Raw genomic sequence first — 16,602 nt, 5'->3', positions numbered from 1 at the left:
GGTTAAGTCGACTAGTCTTGCCGACATAACCGAGAAAGCCCCGGTGACCGGGGCGGGAAAGAGACGCGATGAAGACAACGATCAAGGTTGCGGCAGTGGCAGCTGCCGGGGTGCTGGCCTTGACCGGATGCTCCAGTGCTTCCGGCGACGGCAGCAAGACGTTGAACCTCGTGGGCTACTCGGTCCTCGAGCAGGCGAACGCCGGCGTCATCAAGGCATTCCAGGACACCGACGCCGGCAAGGACGTCGAGTTCAAGGAGTCCTACGGTGCCTCTGGCGACCAGAGCCGCGCGGTCGCGGCCGGCCAGGATGCCGACGAGGTCCACCTGTCCCTCGAACCCGACGTGACTCGGCTCGTCGACGAGGGGATCGTGGCCAAGGACTGGAAGGACAACGACACGCAGGGCATCTGCACGCAGTCGATCGTCGTGATGGTCGTCCAGTCGGGCAACCCCAAGAACATCACCAGCTGGTCCGACCTGACGAAGCCCGGCGTGGGCATCGTGACCCCGAACCCGGCGTCGTCCGGGTCGGCGAAGTGGAACCTGCTGGCGGCCTACGGCTCGGTCCTGGCCGACGGCGGCAGCGACGCGGACGCCCAGAAGTACATGAAGGACTTCTTCGCCAACGTCGTCGCCCTCCCCGACAGCGGTCGCGACGCGACCACCGCGTTCACCGGTGGCACCGGCGACGTCCTCCTCTCCTACGAGAACGAGGCCATCCTGGCCCGCCAGAGCGGGACCGACTTCGACTACGTCGTCCCGGACTCCTCGCTGCTGATCCAGAACCCGTGCGCGCTGACCGACGGTGCCGCCGACGGCGCCCAGGAGTTCATGGACTTCCAGAAGAGCAAGGACGGTCAGAAGCTCTACGCCGAGACCGGCTACCGGCCGCTGATGGACGTCGGTGACGTGACGGTCAAGGGTGCCAACGACGAGAGCGACCCGTTCCCGGAGCCGGCGAAGCTGCTCACCATCGACGAGGACTTCGAGGGCTGGTCCGTGGCCAACGACAAGTTCTTCGGTGACGGTGAGGACGGCGCTCCGGTCGGCATCATCACGAAGATCCAGGGCGATTCGGGCCAGTAACCGTGGCCACCGCATCTGTTGCGGTCGAGAGCCGGCCGGCGCGCAAGCGCCGGTCGGCTTCGGCCGGTTCCCTGACCGCCGGGTCGAGCCTCGGGCTCGGCGTGGCCATGATCTGGTTCAGCCTGCTGGTCCTGATCCCGCTCTCCGCGGTCATCGTCAAGGCCGCCGGTGGCGGCTGGTCGACGTTCGAGCACGTGCTCACCAACGAGCAGACACGCTCGGCGCTCCAGCTCACCGTGCTGTCCTCGCTCGGCATCACCGCGCTCAACATGGTGATGGGCACCGTGATCGCCTGGGTCCTGGTGCGTGACCGGTTCCCGGGCAAGGCGATCATCGACCTCGTCATCGACATCCCGTTCGCGATGCCGACCATCGTCGCGGGCCTGGTCCTGCTCTCCCTGTACGGCCCCCAGAGCCCGATCGGGGTCCAGGTGAACGGCACCCGCTGGTCGGTCCTGCTGGCCATCGCGTTCGTGACCCTGCCCTTCGTCGTGCGCACGGTCCAGCCGGTGCTCGAAGAGCTCGACACCGACGTCGAGGACGCGGCGGCATCGCTCGGAGCCAGTCGGCTCACGACGTTCCGTCGCGTGGTGCTTCCCTCCCTGGTGCCGGCGATCTTCGCCGGTGCGGCGCTCTCGTTCGCCCGCGGGATCAGCGAGTACGGCGCGCTGGTGCTGATCAGCGGCAACCTGGCCGGTCGCACCGAGGTCGTGTCGGTCCGGCTGTTCTCGTTCCTCGAGGGTGGGAACACGGAGGCCGCGGCCGCGGTGGCGACGATCATGCTGCTGGTGGCGCTGCTGGCGATCGTCGCTCTCGACGTGCTCCAGCGACGGGTGGCCCGACGTGGCTAGCACGAGCACGGCCGTCGGCAACGGGTCGCCGGTCGTCAAGTGGGTGCTGCGGCTGGTCGTGGTGGGCTACCTGCTGATGCTGGTGGCCTGGCCGACGGCGTTCGTCGTCCAGCACACCTTCGCCAACGGCCTCGAGGGCATCCGGTCCGCCCTCTCGGACCCCGACGTCGTCCACGCGCTCAAGCTCACCGTGCAGATCGCGGTGATCTCCGTCGTGATCAACACCGTCTTCGGTGTCGGCATCTCGCTGCTGCTGGTCCGCAACCGGTTCGTCGGTCGCCGTGCGTTGTCGGTGCTCATCGACCTCCCGCTGTCGGTCTCACCGGTCGTGGTGGGTCTCGCGCTGGTCCTCGTCTACAACGGGCGCTTCGGCTGGTTCGGTCCGTGGCTCGAGGACCACGGCGTCCAGATCGTCTTCGCCGAGCCCGGGATGATCATGGCGACCTGCTTCGTGATCCTGCCGCTGGTGGTCCGTGAGGTCGTGCCCGTGCTGGAGGAGCTCGGCGACGACCAGGAGCAGGCGGCCCGCAGCCTCGGCGCCAACAGCTGGCAGACCTTCCGTCGGATCACCCTGCCCGGCATCCGCTGGGCGGTCGTGTACGGCGTGGTGCTCAGCCTGGCGCGTGCCCTCGGTGAGTTCGGGGCGATCAAGGTCGTCGCAGGCAACGTCGGAGGAGACACCCAGGTCGCCACCGTCCTCGTCCAGCAGAAGTACCAGAACTTCCAGCAGGAGACGGCCTACTCAGTGGCCTTCATGCTCGTCTTCGCGGCCGTCATGTGCCTCGTCGTCGTCGCCCTGCTGCGCCCGAAGGAGGGCAAGAAATGAGCATCGAGATCAAGGGAGTCAGCAAGCGGTTCGGTGACTTCGTCGCCCTCGACGACGTCACCGTCTCGCTGCCGACCGGACAGCTGACGGCGCTGCTCGGGCCGTCGGGAGGCGGCAAGTCCACGCTGCTGCGCATCATCGCCGGGCTCGACTCGGCCGACGAGGGCTCGGTCAGCATCGAGGGGACCGAGGCGACCCACCTGCCGCCGCAGCGGCGCAACGTCGGCTTCGTGTTCCAGCACTACGCCGTGTTCAAGCACATGTCGGTCGCCAAGAACGTGGCGTTCGGCCTCGAGATCCGCAAGCGCCCCAAGGACGAGATCGCCCACCGCGTCGACGAGCTGCTGCGCCTCGTGCACCTGCAGCAGTTCGCGCACCGGCTGCCCTCGCAGCTCTCCGGCGGCCAGCGTCAGCGCATGGCGCTGGCCCGCGCGCTCGCCGTCGAGCCGAAGGTGCTGCTGCTCGACGAGCCGTTCGGCGCGCTCGACGCCAAGGTGCGCAAGGAGCTGCGCGACTGGCTGCGCCGCCTGCACGACGAGGTGCACGTGACCACCGTGTTCGTGACCCACGACCAGGAGGAGGCCCTCGAGGTCGCCGACGAGATCGTGGTCGTCAACGAGGGCCGGGTGGAGCAGATCGGCACCCCCGACACGCTCTACGACGAGCCGGCCAACGACTTCGTCATGGGCTTCCTCGGCGAGGTCACCCAGCTCGGCGGGGTCACCCTGCGTCCCCACGACATCAACGTGGCGACCGCCCCGACGCTGGCCGGCGCGACCGAGGGAACGGTCATCCGGCTGCTGCGCGTCGGTTTCGAGGTGCGAGCCACCGTGGCCACGGAGACCGGCGAGGAGGTCACGGTCGTGATGACCCGGACCCTCTCCCGGTCGTTGGGCCTGGAGCAGGGGAGCAAGGTCTGGCTGACGCCGGAGAAGGGCGCCACCATGGTCCCCTCGATGCGGTCGGTGGCCGTCGGCTGAGCTAGGACGCCGAGTCGGCGCTGCTTGACCTCGTCGCCCGCGGGCGCTCCGGTCAACCAGCGCCGACTCGGCGTGCTGTCACCGGTAGTTCGTGAACTGCACCGCGAAGTCGTAGTCCTGCTGCTTCACCAGGGCGATGACGGCCTGGAGGTCGTCGCGCTTCTTCGACGACACCCGCAGCTCGTCACCCTGGATCTGGGCCTTGACGCCCTTGGGGCCCTCGTCGCGGATCAGCTTGGAGATCTTCTTCGCGTCCTCCGAGCTGATCCCTTCCTTGAGGGTGATCGAGATCTTGCTCAGCTGGCCCGACTGGCGGGGCTCGGACGCGTCGAGGACCTTCAGGCTCACGTCGCGCTTGACCAGCTTGCCCTTGAACACGTCGAGCACCGCGTTGGCGCGGTCGTCGGCCGACGCGCTGATCTCGATGGCGTGCTCGCCCTGCCACTCGATCGTGGCGCCGGTGCCCTTGAAGTCGAAGCGGGTCGCGATCTCCCGAGCGGTCTGGCCGAGGGCGTTGTCGACCTCCTGGCGGTCGATCTTGCTGACGATGTCGAACGACGAGTCGGCCATGGTGTCCTCCAGTGGTGCGGTACGGCGGCTTGGACCCCCGGCATTTTCTTCCGCCGACGGGGCTGCGCTATTCTTTCGCCTTGTTGTCGGCCGGGCCAATCGGCCTCCGCCAACGCCCAAGGCAGGTTGCCCGAGCGGCCAATGGGAGCGGACTGTAAATCCGTCGGCTTTGCCTTCGAAGGTTCGAATCCTTCACCTGCCACTGACGCCCCGGTCATCGACCGGGGCGTCAGACATTTCAAGGGCGGTCAGCTCGTGTCCCGGGCGAGCGGCCGACGTGCCGGGCCGTCTGCCGCGTCCGCGCGGGACCTTGGCCACTGCCCGCGCGAGCTCGCGGGGCGTTGCATCGACTCGAGGCCGGTCCGATCGGATCTGGCCGGAGGGAGCAAGCGATGTCGGTGTCTGCTGGGTCGGCGGAGGTGCAGGTCACGCTGCGAGGGCACGCAGGTGCACGGGACCGGGACTACGCGCGCGAGAAGGTGGAGCAGGCGCTCGAGGCGTCGTCGAGCGGCGTCCTGAGCGCCCACGTCGTCCTGGAGCGCCGCGCCGATCCCGCCGTGAAGCGGCCGGCGCGCGCCGAGGCGACGGTCGAGCTCGGCGGCGTGACGCTGCGGGCGCACGCCGTGTCACCCACGATGTCCGAGGCGGTCGACGAGATGGAGTCCCGGCTTCGCCGCCAGCTCGTGCAGGCCCGCGACCGCAGCCGGACCCGGCACCGCTGGACCGGCGTGGCCTCGGAGCACGAGTGGCGCCACGGCGACCTGCGACGTGAGCCGGTGCCGTACTTCCCGCGTCCCGCCGAGTCCCGCGAGGTGGTGCGGCACAAGTCGTTCGCGGTCACGCCGATGACCGTCGACGAGGCGGCCTTCGAGATGGACCTGCTGGACCACGACTTCTACCTGTTCACCGAGCTCGAGTCGGGGGAGCCGGCGCTGGTGCACCGGCGCTCCGACGGCGGGTACGGCGTCCGCGGCGGAGGCGGCGCCGGCACGGTGGCGACGGTGGCCCACGAGCCGGGTCCGCCCACGCTGACCGACGCCGAGGCCCGCACCCGCATGGATGCGGGGGAGGAGACCCTCGTCTTCTACCGCGAGCCGGAGGACGGCGAGGGGCGCGTGCTCTACCGCCGGTACGACGGCCACTACGGCCTAATCACCAGCTGAGCCGGCCTACGGCCCGACCGTCAGCTCGCCGGTGTTGAGGGGCGAGTCCTTGCGCGAGACCAGGTCCAGGCGCTCCTCGGGAGACATCGCCTCCACCGCAGCGGCCACGTCGGCGGGGAAGCCGGTCACCTCGGGGGCCTCGGCGAGCGGGACGATCGTGTGAACCACGCGGTCGTCGTACAGGTGCATGAGCGTGACCGCCTGGTGGCCGTCCACGCCGGACACGAACCGGTCCAGCGGGGCGGGGTCCATGGTGTAGCAGGTCGCCGCGGCGACCGAGACCGGGATGCCCGCGAAGGTGGAGTACGACGAGAAGTGGAAGTGGCCGCCGATGATGGCGCGCACGTCGGTGCCGGCCACGACCTCGGCCAGCCGGTGCTGGTCGAGCAGCTCGATGATCTGGGCGGCGGGCACGGTCGGCACCGGGATCGGCGGGTGGTGCAGCGCCAGCAGGGTGCCGTGCGGGGCGGGCGTCGCCAGCACGCCGCGCAGCCAGGCCAGCTGGTCCTCGGTCAGCTCGCCGTGGTGGTAGCCGGGGACGCTGGTGTCGAGGGACACGATGCGCAGGCCGTCGACCTCGTGGACCCGGTCCTGCGGAGCATCGGTGCCCTCGCCCGCGAGCACGTCCCCGAACAGGACCTCGGCGTACGGCGCCCGCTCGTCGTGGTTGCCCATCACCCAGACGACCGCAGCGCCCATCCGCTCGGCCGCCGGCTCGACGATCGCGCGGAGCCGGGCGTACGCCGCCGGCTCGGCTCGGTCGGCGAGGTCCCCGGTGAACACCAGTGCCTGTGGGGGCGGGTCCAGCCGCGCGAGCCGGTCGAGGGCCCGGGACAGGCCGGCCGCGGTGTCGACCGCGTCGTACTGCAGCCGGTCGGCGAGCAGGTGCGGATCGCTGACGTGGGCGATCGTGTGGCGCGGGGCGGGGTACTGGCCGAACTGCACGCGGCCAGCCTAGGCCGGGGTCGCCCTGACCCGGGGTCTATAGGGTGGCGAGACGGTCACGCTCTCGAGGAGGACGACGATGTCGCAGCAGTCCGAGACGGTCTTCACCTACGGCGCTCCCCAGCTGAAGTTCGGGTCCGGGGCGTCCGACGAGGTCGGCTACGACCTCGCCCAGTACGGCGTCTCGCGGGCGCTCGTCGTGACCGACCCGGGTGTGGCGGCCACCGGGCTCCCGCAGCGGGTGGCCGACCAGATGGGGCGGTTCGGCATCGAGGCCCGGGTCTTCGACGGCTCCCACGTGGAGCCGACCGACGAGAGCATGCAGCAGGCCGTCGACTTCGCCCGCGACGCCGGCCCGTTCGACGCCTACGTCGCCGTCGGCGGCGGCTCCAGCATCGACACCGCCAAGGCCATCAACCTGATGATGACCAACGACGGCGAGCTGATGGACTACATCAACGTCCCCGTCGGGAAGGGCGCGAACCCGGCCAAGCCCCTCAAGCCCCTCGTCGCGGTGCCCACCACGGCCGGCACCGGCAGCGAGAGCACCACCGTCTGCGTGCTGGACGTCCTCAGCCTCAAGGTCAAGACCGGCATCAGCCACCCGCGGCTGCGACCCACGCTGGCGGTCATCGACCCCGACCTCACGCTCACCCAGCCGCCCGGGGTGACCGCGTCGTCCGGGATGGACATCCTGTGCCACGCGCTGGAGAGCTACACCGCGCGCTGGTACACGACCTACGACAAGAAGCAGCCCGAGCAGCGGGTTCCGTACTGCGGGTCCAACCCGATCGCGGACATGTGGTCGGAGAAGGCGATGTCGCTGCTCGGCAAGGCGTTCCGCCAAGCGGTGCACCACGGCGACGACCACGACGCGCGGCACGACATGGCGCTGGCGGCGACCTTCGCCGGGATGGGGTTCGGCAACGCCGGCGTCCACATCCCGCACGCGAACGGCTACCCGATCGCCGGGCGGGTGCGCGAGTTCCACCCCAAGGACTACCCGGCCGACCACGCGATGGTGCCGCACGGCATGTCCGTTGCCCTGACCGCGCCGGAGGCCTTCCGCTTCACCTTCGACGCCGCGCCGGAGCGGCACCTGCGCGCGGCCTCGCTCCTCGACCCCTCGGTGTCCGCCGACGGTGGGAACGCCGACACGCTGCCGGGCGTGATCATCGACCTGATGCGCGACATCGACATCCCCAACGGCATCGGCGCCGTGGGGTACGCCGAGGGCGACGTCGACGACCTGGTCGAGGGGACCCTCAAGCAGCAGCGGCTGCTGGCCACCTGCCCCAAGGACGTGACGGCCGAGGACGTCGCCGGGATCTTCCGCAGGTCGCTCGAGCTCTGGTGAGACCGCCGGGGCGGCGCGGTCAGGCGGTGCGGTGGCCGAGCAGGCCGAGCGCGAAGCGGCTGTACTCCTGCGCGATCTGCTCGGGCGTGGTCGGGCCGTCGGGGTGGAACCACTGCGCGAGCGAGGTGCACATCGTCGCGATCGCCTTGCCCGCATCGTCGGCGTGGCCCACCCGCAGCCCGCCCTGCGCGATCGCCTCGGCGATCTGGCCGTCCAGCAGCTCCTGCACGTAGGTGCGCAGCCGTGCGATCCGCTTGTAGCTCGCCGGCTCCAGGCTGCGCATCTCGCTGGCGCCGATGAAGGCCAGGTCGTTGCGACGCGCGTGGTAGAGCGCGAGCGCCTCGACGACCAGCGCGACCCGGTCGACGGGGCCGTCGCCCTCGTCACGAGCCTGCTCGACCCGCCAGATCAGGTCGGTCATGGTCAGGTCGAAGACGCGGACCAGGAGGTCCTGCTTGCTCGGGTAGTGGTGGTAGACCCCCGGGACGCTCATGTTCGCGAGCGCGGCGATCGAGCGCATGCTCGCGCCGTGGTAGCCGATCGCCACGAAGGCCCGGATCGCCCCGGCCAGCACGCCGTCGATCGGGAGCGGCGCGAAGTCGCGCCAGTGACCGGTCGGTGCCGGGACCGTGGGTTCCGCGGCACGGGCCGGCGCGGGGTGGGCGACGACCGGCGCCGCGCCCGCCACGAGGGAGGCGACCGGCACGTCGAGGACCTCGGCGACCCGGCGCAGCCGCTCCACCGAGAGCCCGGTCCGGTCGTTCTCGATCGCGCTCATGGTGGCGGCGCTGACCCCCAGCCGCGCGGCGAGGTCGCGCAGCGTCATGCCGTGCAGCAGCCGTTGGCGGCGTACGGCGGCCCCGGCGGTGGATGGCTCCTCGGACTCCATGAGTTCAGGTTATCTGAACAAGAGCGATCTCCGCCGGATGGCGCGCCTCCTCGCTTCTCAGGCATCCCTCAGGCTCAGGACCGTTGACTTCGGCGAGAGCGTCGTGTGACGCTGCTCTCAACCTACGCATCTTCCCGAGCGATCGCTCTGTCTGCCTGGAGGTTCAGATGACTGAAGTGCCCACCATGGATGAGCTCCTCAAGGACGCCCCGAAGAACTGGGGCAAGTGGGGGCCCGACGACGAGATCGGCGCCCTGAACTACCTCACCACCGAGGAGGTCCTGCGCGGGGTCCAGCACATCCGGTCGGGCACGGTCTTCACGCTCCAGCGCCTCATCGGGGACCCGAAGGGCGACCCCGTCTGGCCCGGCCGCAAGCCTGCCGAGCGCACGATGATCCTCGACGAGTCCTCGTGGGACGGCGAGGACGCCCCGCAGTTCCCGGGCGGCCTGCACTACGCCGACGACAAGATCGACGCGTTCCTGCAGGGCTCCACGCAGTACGACGCCCTCGGCCACGTCTGGTACGGCGGCCAGATCTGGAACGGGTACGACGCCCGCTCGACCGTGGGTGGCCTCGACAGGGCCAGCGTGGCCCCGATCGCCGAGCGCGGCGTCGTCGGTCGCGGCATCCTGCTCGACATGGCCCGCTACCGGGGCAAGGAGAACCTCGACAAGGCGGAGACCTTCACCCACGAGGACCTGATGGCCTGTGCCAAGGCGCAGGGCACCGAGATCGAGAAGCACGACATCGTCATCATCCGCACCAACTTCCTGCGGCTCTTCTTCGAGCAGGGCGACGCCTTCTACGAGGGCTTCTGCGAGCCCGGCCTGACCTACAGCCCCGAGCTGGTGTCGTGGTTCCAGGACATGGAGATCCCCAACCTCGTCACGGACACGATCGCCAACGAGGTCACGACCGACCCCGAGAACGGCACGGCGCTCCCGCTGCACTGCGCGCTGATGCGCAACCTGGGCGTGACGCTGACCGAGATCTGCGACCTCGAGAAGCTGGCCGCGTCGTGCGCCGAGGACGGGCAGTACACCTTCCTCTACGCCGCCGCACCGCTGAAGGTGAACCAGGCCAGCGGCTCGCCGGTCAACCCGCTCGCCATCAAGTGACGACCCCGAGCGTGCAGGGAGGCGCCGTGACGACGTACACCGAGAGGCCCTGGCTGTCGCTCTACCGCGACGGCACCGCCGGGGACATCGCGCAGGAGCACGACACGATGCTCGACCTGTTCCGGGCCACCGTGGACCGGACGCCCGACGCGGTCGCGATCCGCTACTTCGACGGCGTCCTCACCTTCGCCGACCTCGACGCCCGCTCGGACTCCCTCGCAGTCGCCCTCGCCGACCACGGCTTCGCCCCCGGCGACCGGCTCGCGGTCTACACCCAGAACAACCCGGCGTTCGTCGTCGGCCTCCTGGGTGCCTGGAAGGCCGGCGGTGCCGCGGTCGCGATCAACCCGATGAACAAGGCGCGCGAGCTGACCTACCTGCTCGCCGACTCGGGCGCAACGGCCCTGCTCTGCCTCGAGGAGCTCTACACCGCGGTGGCCCGCGACGTCATCGCCGCCGGGGAGGTGCGGGTGCGGACCGTGTTCACCTGCTCCCCGCTCGACGGCCAGACCCGCGACGACCAGCGGCTCTTCGCCGGTGCCCGTCGGGAGACCCCCGAGGGCGTCCTGGACCTCGAGCAGGTCGTCGTCGAGCACGCCGGCCGCCGGCCGGAACCGGTCGCGCCGAAGGGTGAGGACGTCGCGATCCTGACCTACACCTCCGGCACCACCGGCGTGCCCAAGGGGGCGATGAACACCCACGCCAACATGGCGTTCAACGCCCAGACCTATCGCGACTGGATGGGCCTCGGCCCGGACGACGCCGTGCTCGGCGTCGCGCCGCTCTTCCACATCACCGGGCTGGTCGGCCACGTCGGCATCGCGCTGCTGGCCGGCTGTCCGCTGGTGCTGGCGCACCGGTTCGAGCCCCACGTCGTGATGGACGCGATCCGCGAGCACCGGCCGACGTTCACCGTCGGTTCGATCACCGTGTTCATCAGCCTGTCCGGTCTCGAGGGGGTCACCAAGGACGACTGGTCGTCGTTCCGGATGCTCTACTCCGGCGGCGCGCCGATCGCACCGGCGGTCACCGACCAGTTCGAGGAGAAGACCGGCCTCTACATCCACAACATCTACGGCCTGACGGAGACCAACAGCCCCTCGCACGCCGTACCGCTCGGCGTGAAGGCTCCCGTGGACCCGAGCTCCGGCGCGCTGTCCGTGGGTGTCCCGGTCTTCAACACCGTGGTGCGGATCCTCGACGAGGACGGCAAGGAGGCGCCGGTCGGCGAGGTGGGCGAGATCGTCACCTCCGGTCCGCAGGTGGTGCCGGGCTACTGGCAGAAGCCCGAGGCGACCGAGCAGTCGCTGCCGGGTGGCGAGCTGCGCACCGGCGACGTCGGGTTCATGGACGAGCACGGCTGGTTCTACCTGGTCGACCGGAAGAAGGACATGATCAACGCTGCCGGCTACAAGGTGTGGCCGCGCGAGGTGGAGGACGTGCTCTACGGCCACCCCGCGGTGCGCGAGGTCGCGGTCGTCGGCGTGCCCGACGAGTACCGCGGTGAGAGCGTCAAGGCGTACGTCTCGCTCAAGCCCGGCGCCACCGCGACCGAGCAGGAGCTCATCGACTTCGCGAGGGAGCAGATGGCCGCCTACAAGTACCCCCGCTCGGTGGAGTTCCTCGACGAGCTGCCGAAGACCACCACCGGCAAGATCCTCCGTCGCGAGCTGCGCGCGACGACGGCGTGAGCGCGGCGGGCGCGGGGGTCACGTCCGGACCGGGTGCCTCCGGGTCGGACGAGTGGGCGGACCTCGTCCGGCCCGACCGGCTGGGGCCCGCTCTCGCCGAGGCGCTGGGCGACGAGGGCTGGCGGGCGTCGTCAGTGGCCCTGGTCAGCGGTGGCAAGTCCAACCTCACCTTCGAGGTCACCAGCCCGGCCGGGGTGGTGATCCTGCGCCGGCCGCCGTCGGGGGAGCTGCTGCCCAGCGCCCACGACATGGCCCGGGAGGCGCGCGTCCAGCGGGCACTGCGTCCCACCGCGGTGCCGGTCGCCGAGGTCCTGCTCGAGGACGACACAGATGCCCTGATCGGGGCGCCGTTCTACGTGATGGAGAAGGTCGAGGGCCACGTCATCCGCGCCTCGCTGCCCACCGGGTACGCCGAGTCGGTGGCCGACAAGGTGGCCGTGGCCGACGCCCTGGTCGACACCCTGGTCGCCCTGCACGCGGTCGACCCGGCCTCGGTCGGGCTCGATGACTACGGCCGACCCGTCGGCTTCCTCGAGCGACAGATCCGCCGGTGGAACGGCCAGTGGGAGAGGTCGCGCACCCACGACGTACCAGCCGTCGACGAGCTGGGACGCCGGTTGGCAGCCGCCCTGCCCGCGGCCCAGGGGTCCACGATCGTGCACGGCGACTACCGGCTGGACAACTGCCTGATGCACCTCACCGACCCCGGGCGGGTGGCGGCCGTCCTGGACTGGGAGCTCTCGACGCTCGGGGACCCGCTGACCGACCTGGGCCTGCTGCTGTTCTACTGGCGCGAGCCGGGGGAGTCCGAGCCGGCGCTGACGCCGGCGGTGACCGGGACGCCCGGGTTCCCGGGCCGGGCCCACCTCGCGGAGCGGTACGTTGCCGCCACCGGCGCGGACCTCGGGGACCTCGGGTTCTACGAGGCCTTCGCCCACTACAAGTTCGCCGTCATCGCCCAGGGCATCGCCGCCCGGGTGACGGCCGGCGTGATGGCCGGCCAGCAGTTCGGCGACCTCGACAGCGAGGTCGCGCGGATCGCCGAGGACGGCCTGCACCGACTCGCTCAGGAAGGCTGACCATGGACTTCGCACTCTCCCCCAAGGCCGAGGAGACCTGCGCCCGGATGTGGGACCTCATGCGCGAGGAGGTGTTCCCCGCCGAGCGGGAGTACGCGGCGTACCTCGCCGAGCACGGCGACCACGCCTACCCGCCGGTGATGGAGAAGCTGAAGGCGTCCGCCCGCGAGCGCGGGTTGTGGAACCTCTTCCTCCCGCACGTCTCGGGGATGAGCAACCTGGAGTACGCCGCGGTCGCCGAGGTCTCGGGCTGGTCGCCGGTGATCGCGCCCGAGGCGATCAACTGCCAGGCCCCCGACAGCGGCAACATGGAGACCCTCGACCTGTTCGGCACCGACGAGCAGAAGAAGCGTTGGCTCGAGCCCCTGCTCGCGGGCGAGATCCGCTCCGCGTTCGCGATGACCGAGCCCGACGTGGCCTCGTCCGACGCCACCAACATCACCACGAGCATCGTGCGCGACGGCGACGACTACGTCATCAACGGTCGCAAGTGGTGGATCAGCGGCGTCGCCGACGAACGCTGCGAGATCTTCATCGTGATGGGCAAGACCGACCCCGAGGCCGCTACGCACCGGCAGCAGTCGATGATCCTGGTCCCGCGCGACACCCCCGGCCTCTCGATCGAGCGGCACCTGCCGATCTTCGGCTACCAGGACCAGCACGGTCACTCCGAGCTGGTCTTCCGCGACGTGCGGGTGCCGGCGGCGAACCTGCTCGCGGGCGAGGGTGACGGCTTCATGATCGCCCAGGCACGGCTCGGTCCCGGGCGCATCCACCACGCCATGCGGGCGATCGGGATGGCAGAGCGCGCGCTGGCCCTGATGGTCGACCGGGCCCGGTCGCGGGTGGCCTTCGGCAAGCACCTCGCCGACCAGGGCGTCGTCCAGGACCTGATCGCGCGCTCGCGGATCGAGATCGACCAGGCCCGGCTGCTGGTCTACAAGACCGCCTGGCTCATCGACACCGTCGGCGCCAAGGGGGCGCGCACCGAGATCGCCGCGATCAAGGTGGCGGCACCGGCGATGGCGACCGCGGTCATCGACCGCGCGATCGAGGTGTTCGGGGCCGCGGGCGTCAGCGACGACACCCCGCTGGCCTACTTCTATGCCTGGGCGCGGGTGCTGCGCATCGTCGACGGCCCCGACGCCGTGCACCGCCGCTCGATCGCCCGCGAGGAGCTGCGCCGGGAGCGCCCCTACGTCGGCTGACCCCCGAGAACCACGCCGAGTCGGCGTTGCTTGACGCGTGCCAGGGCGTCAAGCAGCGCCGACTCGGCGTTCCGGGCGTCAAGCAGCGCCGACTCGGTGGGTTTGGCCCGGGTGCGCATGAAGGAGCGTGACTGCGGTCACGTACAGACGTTGTCAGACCAGGCGACACGACCTAGGGTTCCAGCAAGCGAAACATTTGTTCCACGATGCGGAATAGTGGAGGCTCGGAGATGGCACGACGGGTACAGGTCGGTGGGCTCGACGTCGCGGAGGTGCTGCACCGCTTCGTCACCGAGGAGGCGCTGCCGGGCTCCGGCGTGGACCCGGACGCGTTCTGGTCGGGTCTGGACGCCATCGTCCATGACCTGGCGCCGCGCAACCGCGAGCTGCTCGCCCGGCGCGAGGAGCTGCAGGCCCGCATCGACGAGTGGCACCGCGAGCACCCGGGAGCCCCCGACACGCCGGCCTACACCGCGTTCCTGCGGGAGATCGGCTACCTCCTCGACGAGCCTGCCGAGGTCAGCGTGACCACGGACGGCGTCGACGACGAGGTGGCCCGGATCGCCGGGCCCCAGCTGGTGGTGCCGCTGCTCAACGCCCGGTTCGCGACCAACGCGGTCAACGCCCGGTGGGGCTCGCTCTACGACGCGCTCTACGGCACCGACGTGGTCCCGCAGGACGGCGACCTCGCCCCGGGCGAGGGCTACAACAAGGTCCGCGGTGACGAGGTCATCCGGCGCGGCCGCGCCTTCCTCGACGAGCACTTCCCGCTGGCCTCCGGCTCCCACGCCGACGCCGAGGCGTACGCCGTGGACGACGCCGGCGTGGCCGTCACGGTCAAGGGCGACGTGGTCCGCCTCGCCGACCCGGGCCAGCTGGTCGGGTTCCGGGGGGACGCCGGCTCGCCGGAGGCGGTGCTGCTGGTCCACCACGGGCTGCACGTCGAGATCCAGGTCGACCGCGAGGACTCGATCGGGGCCACCGACGCCGCCGGCGTCAAGGACCTGCTGCTGGAGGCCGCGGTCTCCACGATCATGGACCTCGAGGACTCGGTCGCGGCCGTCGACGCCGACGACAAGGTCCTCGGCTACCGCAACTGGAAGCGGCTGATGGAGGGCACCCTCGCCGAGGAGGTCACCAAGAACGGCAGGACGTTCACCCGGTCGATGAACCCCGACCGCACCTATGCCACGACCTCCGGCGAGGAGGTCACGCTGCGCGGCCGGTCACTGCTGTTCATCCGCCAGGTCGGCCACCTGATGACCACCGACGCGGTGCTCGACCGCGACGGCAACGAGGTGCCCGAGGGCATCCTCGACGCCGTCATGACCGCGCTCGGCAGCCTCCGGGACCTGCGCGGCGAGTCCGAGCTGGCCAACTCCCGCCACGGCTCGATGTACGTCGTGAAGCCCAAGATGCACGGCCCGGACGAGGTGGCCTTCGCCGTCGAGCTCTTCGGCCGGGTCGAGGAGCTGCTCGGCCTCCCGCGACTGACCGTCAAGGTCGGGATCATGGACGAGGAGCGGCGTACGACCCTCAACCTGAAGGCCTGCATCGCCGAGGCCCGGGAGCGGGTCGCGTTCATCAACACCGGGTTCCTCGACCGCACCGGCGACGAGATCCACACCTCCATGCAGGCGGGGCCGATGGTCCGCAAGAACGACATGAAGGGCGAGACCTGGATCAAGGCCTACGAGGACCTGAACGTCGACATCGGCCTCGAGTGCCGGCTGCTCGGCCGGGCCCAGATCGGCAAGGGCATGTGGGCCGCGCCCGACAGCCTCGCCGCGATGTACGACGCCAAGGTCGGCCACCCGCAGGCCGGCGCGAGCTGCGCGTGGGTGCCGTCACCGACCGCGGCCACCGTGCACGCGCTGCACTACCACCAGGTCGACGTCCGGGCCCGCCAGGAGGAGCTCCAGCGGGGCGGCCGCCGCCGCGAGCGCGAGCAGCTGCTCCAGGTCCCGCTGGGCGACCCGGACTCGTGGTCCGAGGAGGACCGCCAGGCCGAGATCGACAACAACCTCCAGAGCCTGCTCGGGTACGTCGTCCGCTGGGTCGACTCCGGGGTGGGCTGCTCGAAGGTCCCCGACATCACCGGGGAGCCGCTGATGGAGGACCGCGCCACCTGCCGGATCTCCGCGCAGCACGTCGCCAACTGGCTGCACCACGGCGTCGTGAGCACCGAGCAGGTCGACGAGACACTGCGCCGGATGGCGAAGGTCGTCGACGAGCAGAACGCCGGCGACCCGGCGTACACCCCGATGGCCCCGGGCTTCGACGGCCAGGCGTTCGCCGCCGCCCGCGAGCTCGTGCTCGAGGGGCTCACCCAGCCCAGCGGCTACACCGAGCCGATCCTGCACCGCCACCGCGCCCTGAAGAAGAAGGAGAGCTCTTCGTGAGCCTGGACCTGGAGACCGCCCGCCGGATCATCGCCGGCGCCCGTGCGCACTCGAGCGAGGCCGGCTTCAAGCCGCTGACCGTGGTGGTGCTCGACGACGGCGGCCACGTGGTGGCCGTGGAGCGCGAGGACGGGTCGTCTATGAAGCGCTTCGAGATCGGCTTCGGCAAGGCCCACGGCGCCCTCTCGCTCGGCATGGGATCCCGCTCGATCATGGGCCGGGCCGAGCAGCAGCCCTACTTCATCGCCGCGGTCACCTCGGCCGTCGGAGGCGCGCTCGTGCCGGTGCCCGGCGGGGTGCTGGTCCGCGACGCCGACGGCACGCTCCTCGGGGCGGTCGGCGTCACCGGCGACACCTCGGACAACGACGAGGCCGCGGCGGTCGCGGGCATCGAGGGCGCCGGACTCACCGCCCAGGTCGACTGAGGGGGCG

Annotated in this window: 15 protein-coding genes and 1 tRNA gene; 13 read left to right on the top strand and 3 right to left on the bottom strand. The window is 70.6% G+C overall.

The features are described from left to right. Positions 1-68 precede the first annotated feature (68 nt). The 4 genes from ACZ43H_RS16970 to ACZ43H_RS16955 all read left to right on the top strand — a co-directional run bounded on the left by ACZ43H_RS16970 (position 69) and on the right by ACZ43H_RS16955 (position 3,745). Positions 69-1,088, top strand: a complete 1,020-nt coding sequence (locus tag ACZ43H_RS16970) for a sulfate ABC transporter substrate-binding protein (protein ID WP_464584832.1) — start codon at positions 69-71, stop codon at positions 1,086-1,088. Between the two features lie 107 nt (positions 1,089-1,195). Beyond that, the gene (gene cysT, locus ACZ43H_RS16965; protein WP_464584830.1) at positions 1,196-1,939 is read left to right on the top strand and encodes a sulfate ABC transporter permease subunit CysT; all 744 of its coding nucleotides are present in this window, start codon (positions 1,196-1,198) and stop codon (positions 1,937-1,939) included. Then, positions 1,932-2,765 (top strand): sulfate ABC transporter permease, encoded by an 834-nt coding sequence (locus ACZ43H_RS16960; protein WP_464584828.1) that lies wholly within the window; start codon positions 1,932-1,934, stop codon positions 2,763-2,765. Before cysT ends, ACZ43H_RS16960 begins: the two co-directional genes overlap by 8 nt. Further along, on the top strand, positions 2,762-3,745 hold the full coding sequence (locus ACZ43H_RS16955; protein ID WP_464584826.1) for a sulfate/molybdate ABC transporter ATP-binding protein: 984 nt from the start codon (positions 2,762-2,764) through the stop codon (positions 3,743-3,745). The genes ACZ43H_RS16960 and ACZ43H_RS16955 overlap by 4 nt, the downstream gene beginning before the upstream one ends. Positions 3,746-3,823: 78 nt before the next feature. Here ACZ43H_RS16955 and ACZ43H_RS16950 read toward each other — a convergent pair whose 3' ends face one another. Continuing rightward, on the bottom strand, positions 3,824-4,315 hold the full coding sequence (locus ACZ43H_RS16950; protein ID WP_379177009.1) for a YajQ family cyclic di-GMP-binding protein: 492 nt from the start codon (positions 4,313-4,315) through the stop codon (positions 3,824-3,826). Between the two features lie 120 nt (positions 4,316-4,435). On the opposite strand from ACZ43H_RS16950, the gene ACZ43H_RS16945 reads away from it, so the two are divergent. Both ACZ43H_RS16945 and ACZ43H_RS16940 read left to right on the top strand, forming a co-directional pair. Beyond that, positions 4,436-4,517: transfer RNA gene (locus tag ACZ43H_RS16945), tRNA-Tyr, on the top strand. A 190-nt stretch (positions 4,518-4,707) separates the two neighbouring features. Continuing rightward, complete coding sequence (locus ACZ43H_RS16940; RefSeq protein WP_464584824.1) at positions 4,708-5,478, top strand: ribosome hibernation promotion factor; 771 nt, start codon at positions 4,708-4,710, stop codon at positions 5,476-5,478. Positions 5,479-5,484: 6 nt separating this feature from the next. Here the strand turns inward: ACZ43H_RS16940 and ACZ43H_RS16935 are convergent, their stop codons facing one another. Then, entirely contained in the window at positions 5,485-6,423 is a 939-nt protein-coding gene (locus ACZ43H_RS16935; protein ID WP_464584822.1) for a metallophosphoesterase, read from the bottom strand. Positions 6,424-6,502: 79 nt separating this feature from the next. On the opposite strand from ACZ43H_RS16935, the gene ACZ43H_RS16930 reads away from it, so the two are divergent. Next, positions 6,503-7,780: a hydroxyacid-oxoacid transhydrogenase gene (locus tag ACZ43H_RS16930; RefSeq protein ID WP_464584820.1), complete on the top strand. Its 1,278-nt coding sequence runs from the start codon at positions 6,503-6,505 to the stop codon at positions 7,778-7,780. Positions 7,781-7,799: 19 nt separating this feature from the next. On the opposite strand, the gene ACZ43H_RS16925 is transcribed toward ACZ43H_RS16930, so the two are convergent. Beyond that, positions 7,800-8,669: a TetR family transcriptional regulator gene (locus ACZ43H_RS16925; RefSeq protein ID WP_464584819.1), complete on the bottom strand. Its 870-nt coding sequence runs from the start codon at positions 8,667-8,669 to the stop codon at positions 7,800-7,802. A 167-nt stretch (positions 8,670-8,836) separates the two neighbouring features. Between ACZ43H_RS16925 and ACZ43H_RS16920 the strand changes: the two genes are divergently transcribed. From ACZ43H_RS16920 to ACZ43H_RS16895, 6 genes are all read left to right on the top strand, one after another. Further along, positions 8,837-9,790, top strand: coding sequence for a cyclase family protein (locus ACZ43H_RS16920; RefSeq protein WP_464584817.1), 954 nt, complete (start codon positions 8,837-8,839; stop codon positions 9,788-9,790). Between the two features lie 26 nt (positions 9,791-9,816). Then, positions 9,817-11,481 (top strand): class I adenylate-forming enzyme family protein, encoded by a 1,665-nt coding sequence (locus ACZ43H_RS16915; protein WP_464584816.1) that lies wholly within the window; start codon positions 9,817-9,819, stop codon positions 11,479-11,481. Beyond that, a complete protein-coding gene (locus tag ACZ43H_RS16910) occupies positions 11,478-12,560 on the top strand; it encodes a phosphotransferase family protein (RefSeq protein WP_464584814.1) in 1,083 nt (360 codons plus the stop codon). Before ACZ43H_RS16915 ends, ACZ43H_RS16910 begins: the two co-directional genes overlap by 4 nt. Positions 12,561-12,562: 2 nt before the next feature. Beyond that, positions 12,563-13,768 carry an acyl-CoA dehydrogenase family protein gene (locus tag ACZ43H_RS16905; protein ID WP_464584812.1) on the top strand — a complete coding sequence of 402 codons (1,206 nt, stop codon included), beginning with the start codon at positions 12,563-12,565 and terminating at the stop codon, positions 13,766-13,768. 230 nt (positions 13,769-13,998) lie between these two features. Further along, entirely contained in the window at positions 13,999-16,170 is a 2,172-nt protein-coding gene (locus ACZ43H_RS16900; RefSeq protein WP_464584810.1) for a malate synthase G, read from the top strand. Continuing rightward, positions 16,167-16,595, top strand: a complete 429-nt coding sequence (locus ACZ43H_RS16895) for a GlcG/HbpS family heme-binding protein (protein WP_464584808.1) — start codon at positions 16,167-16,169, stop codon at positions 16,593-16,595. Before ACZ43H_RS16900 ends, ACZ43H_RS16895 begins: the two co-directional genes overlap by 4 nt. Positions 16,596-16,602 lie beyond the last annotated feature (7 nt).

It is taken from the genome of Nocardioides sp. DN36 (genome assembly GCF_055380375.1).
This window is presented reverse-complemented; position numbering and strand designations above follow the sequence as displayed.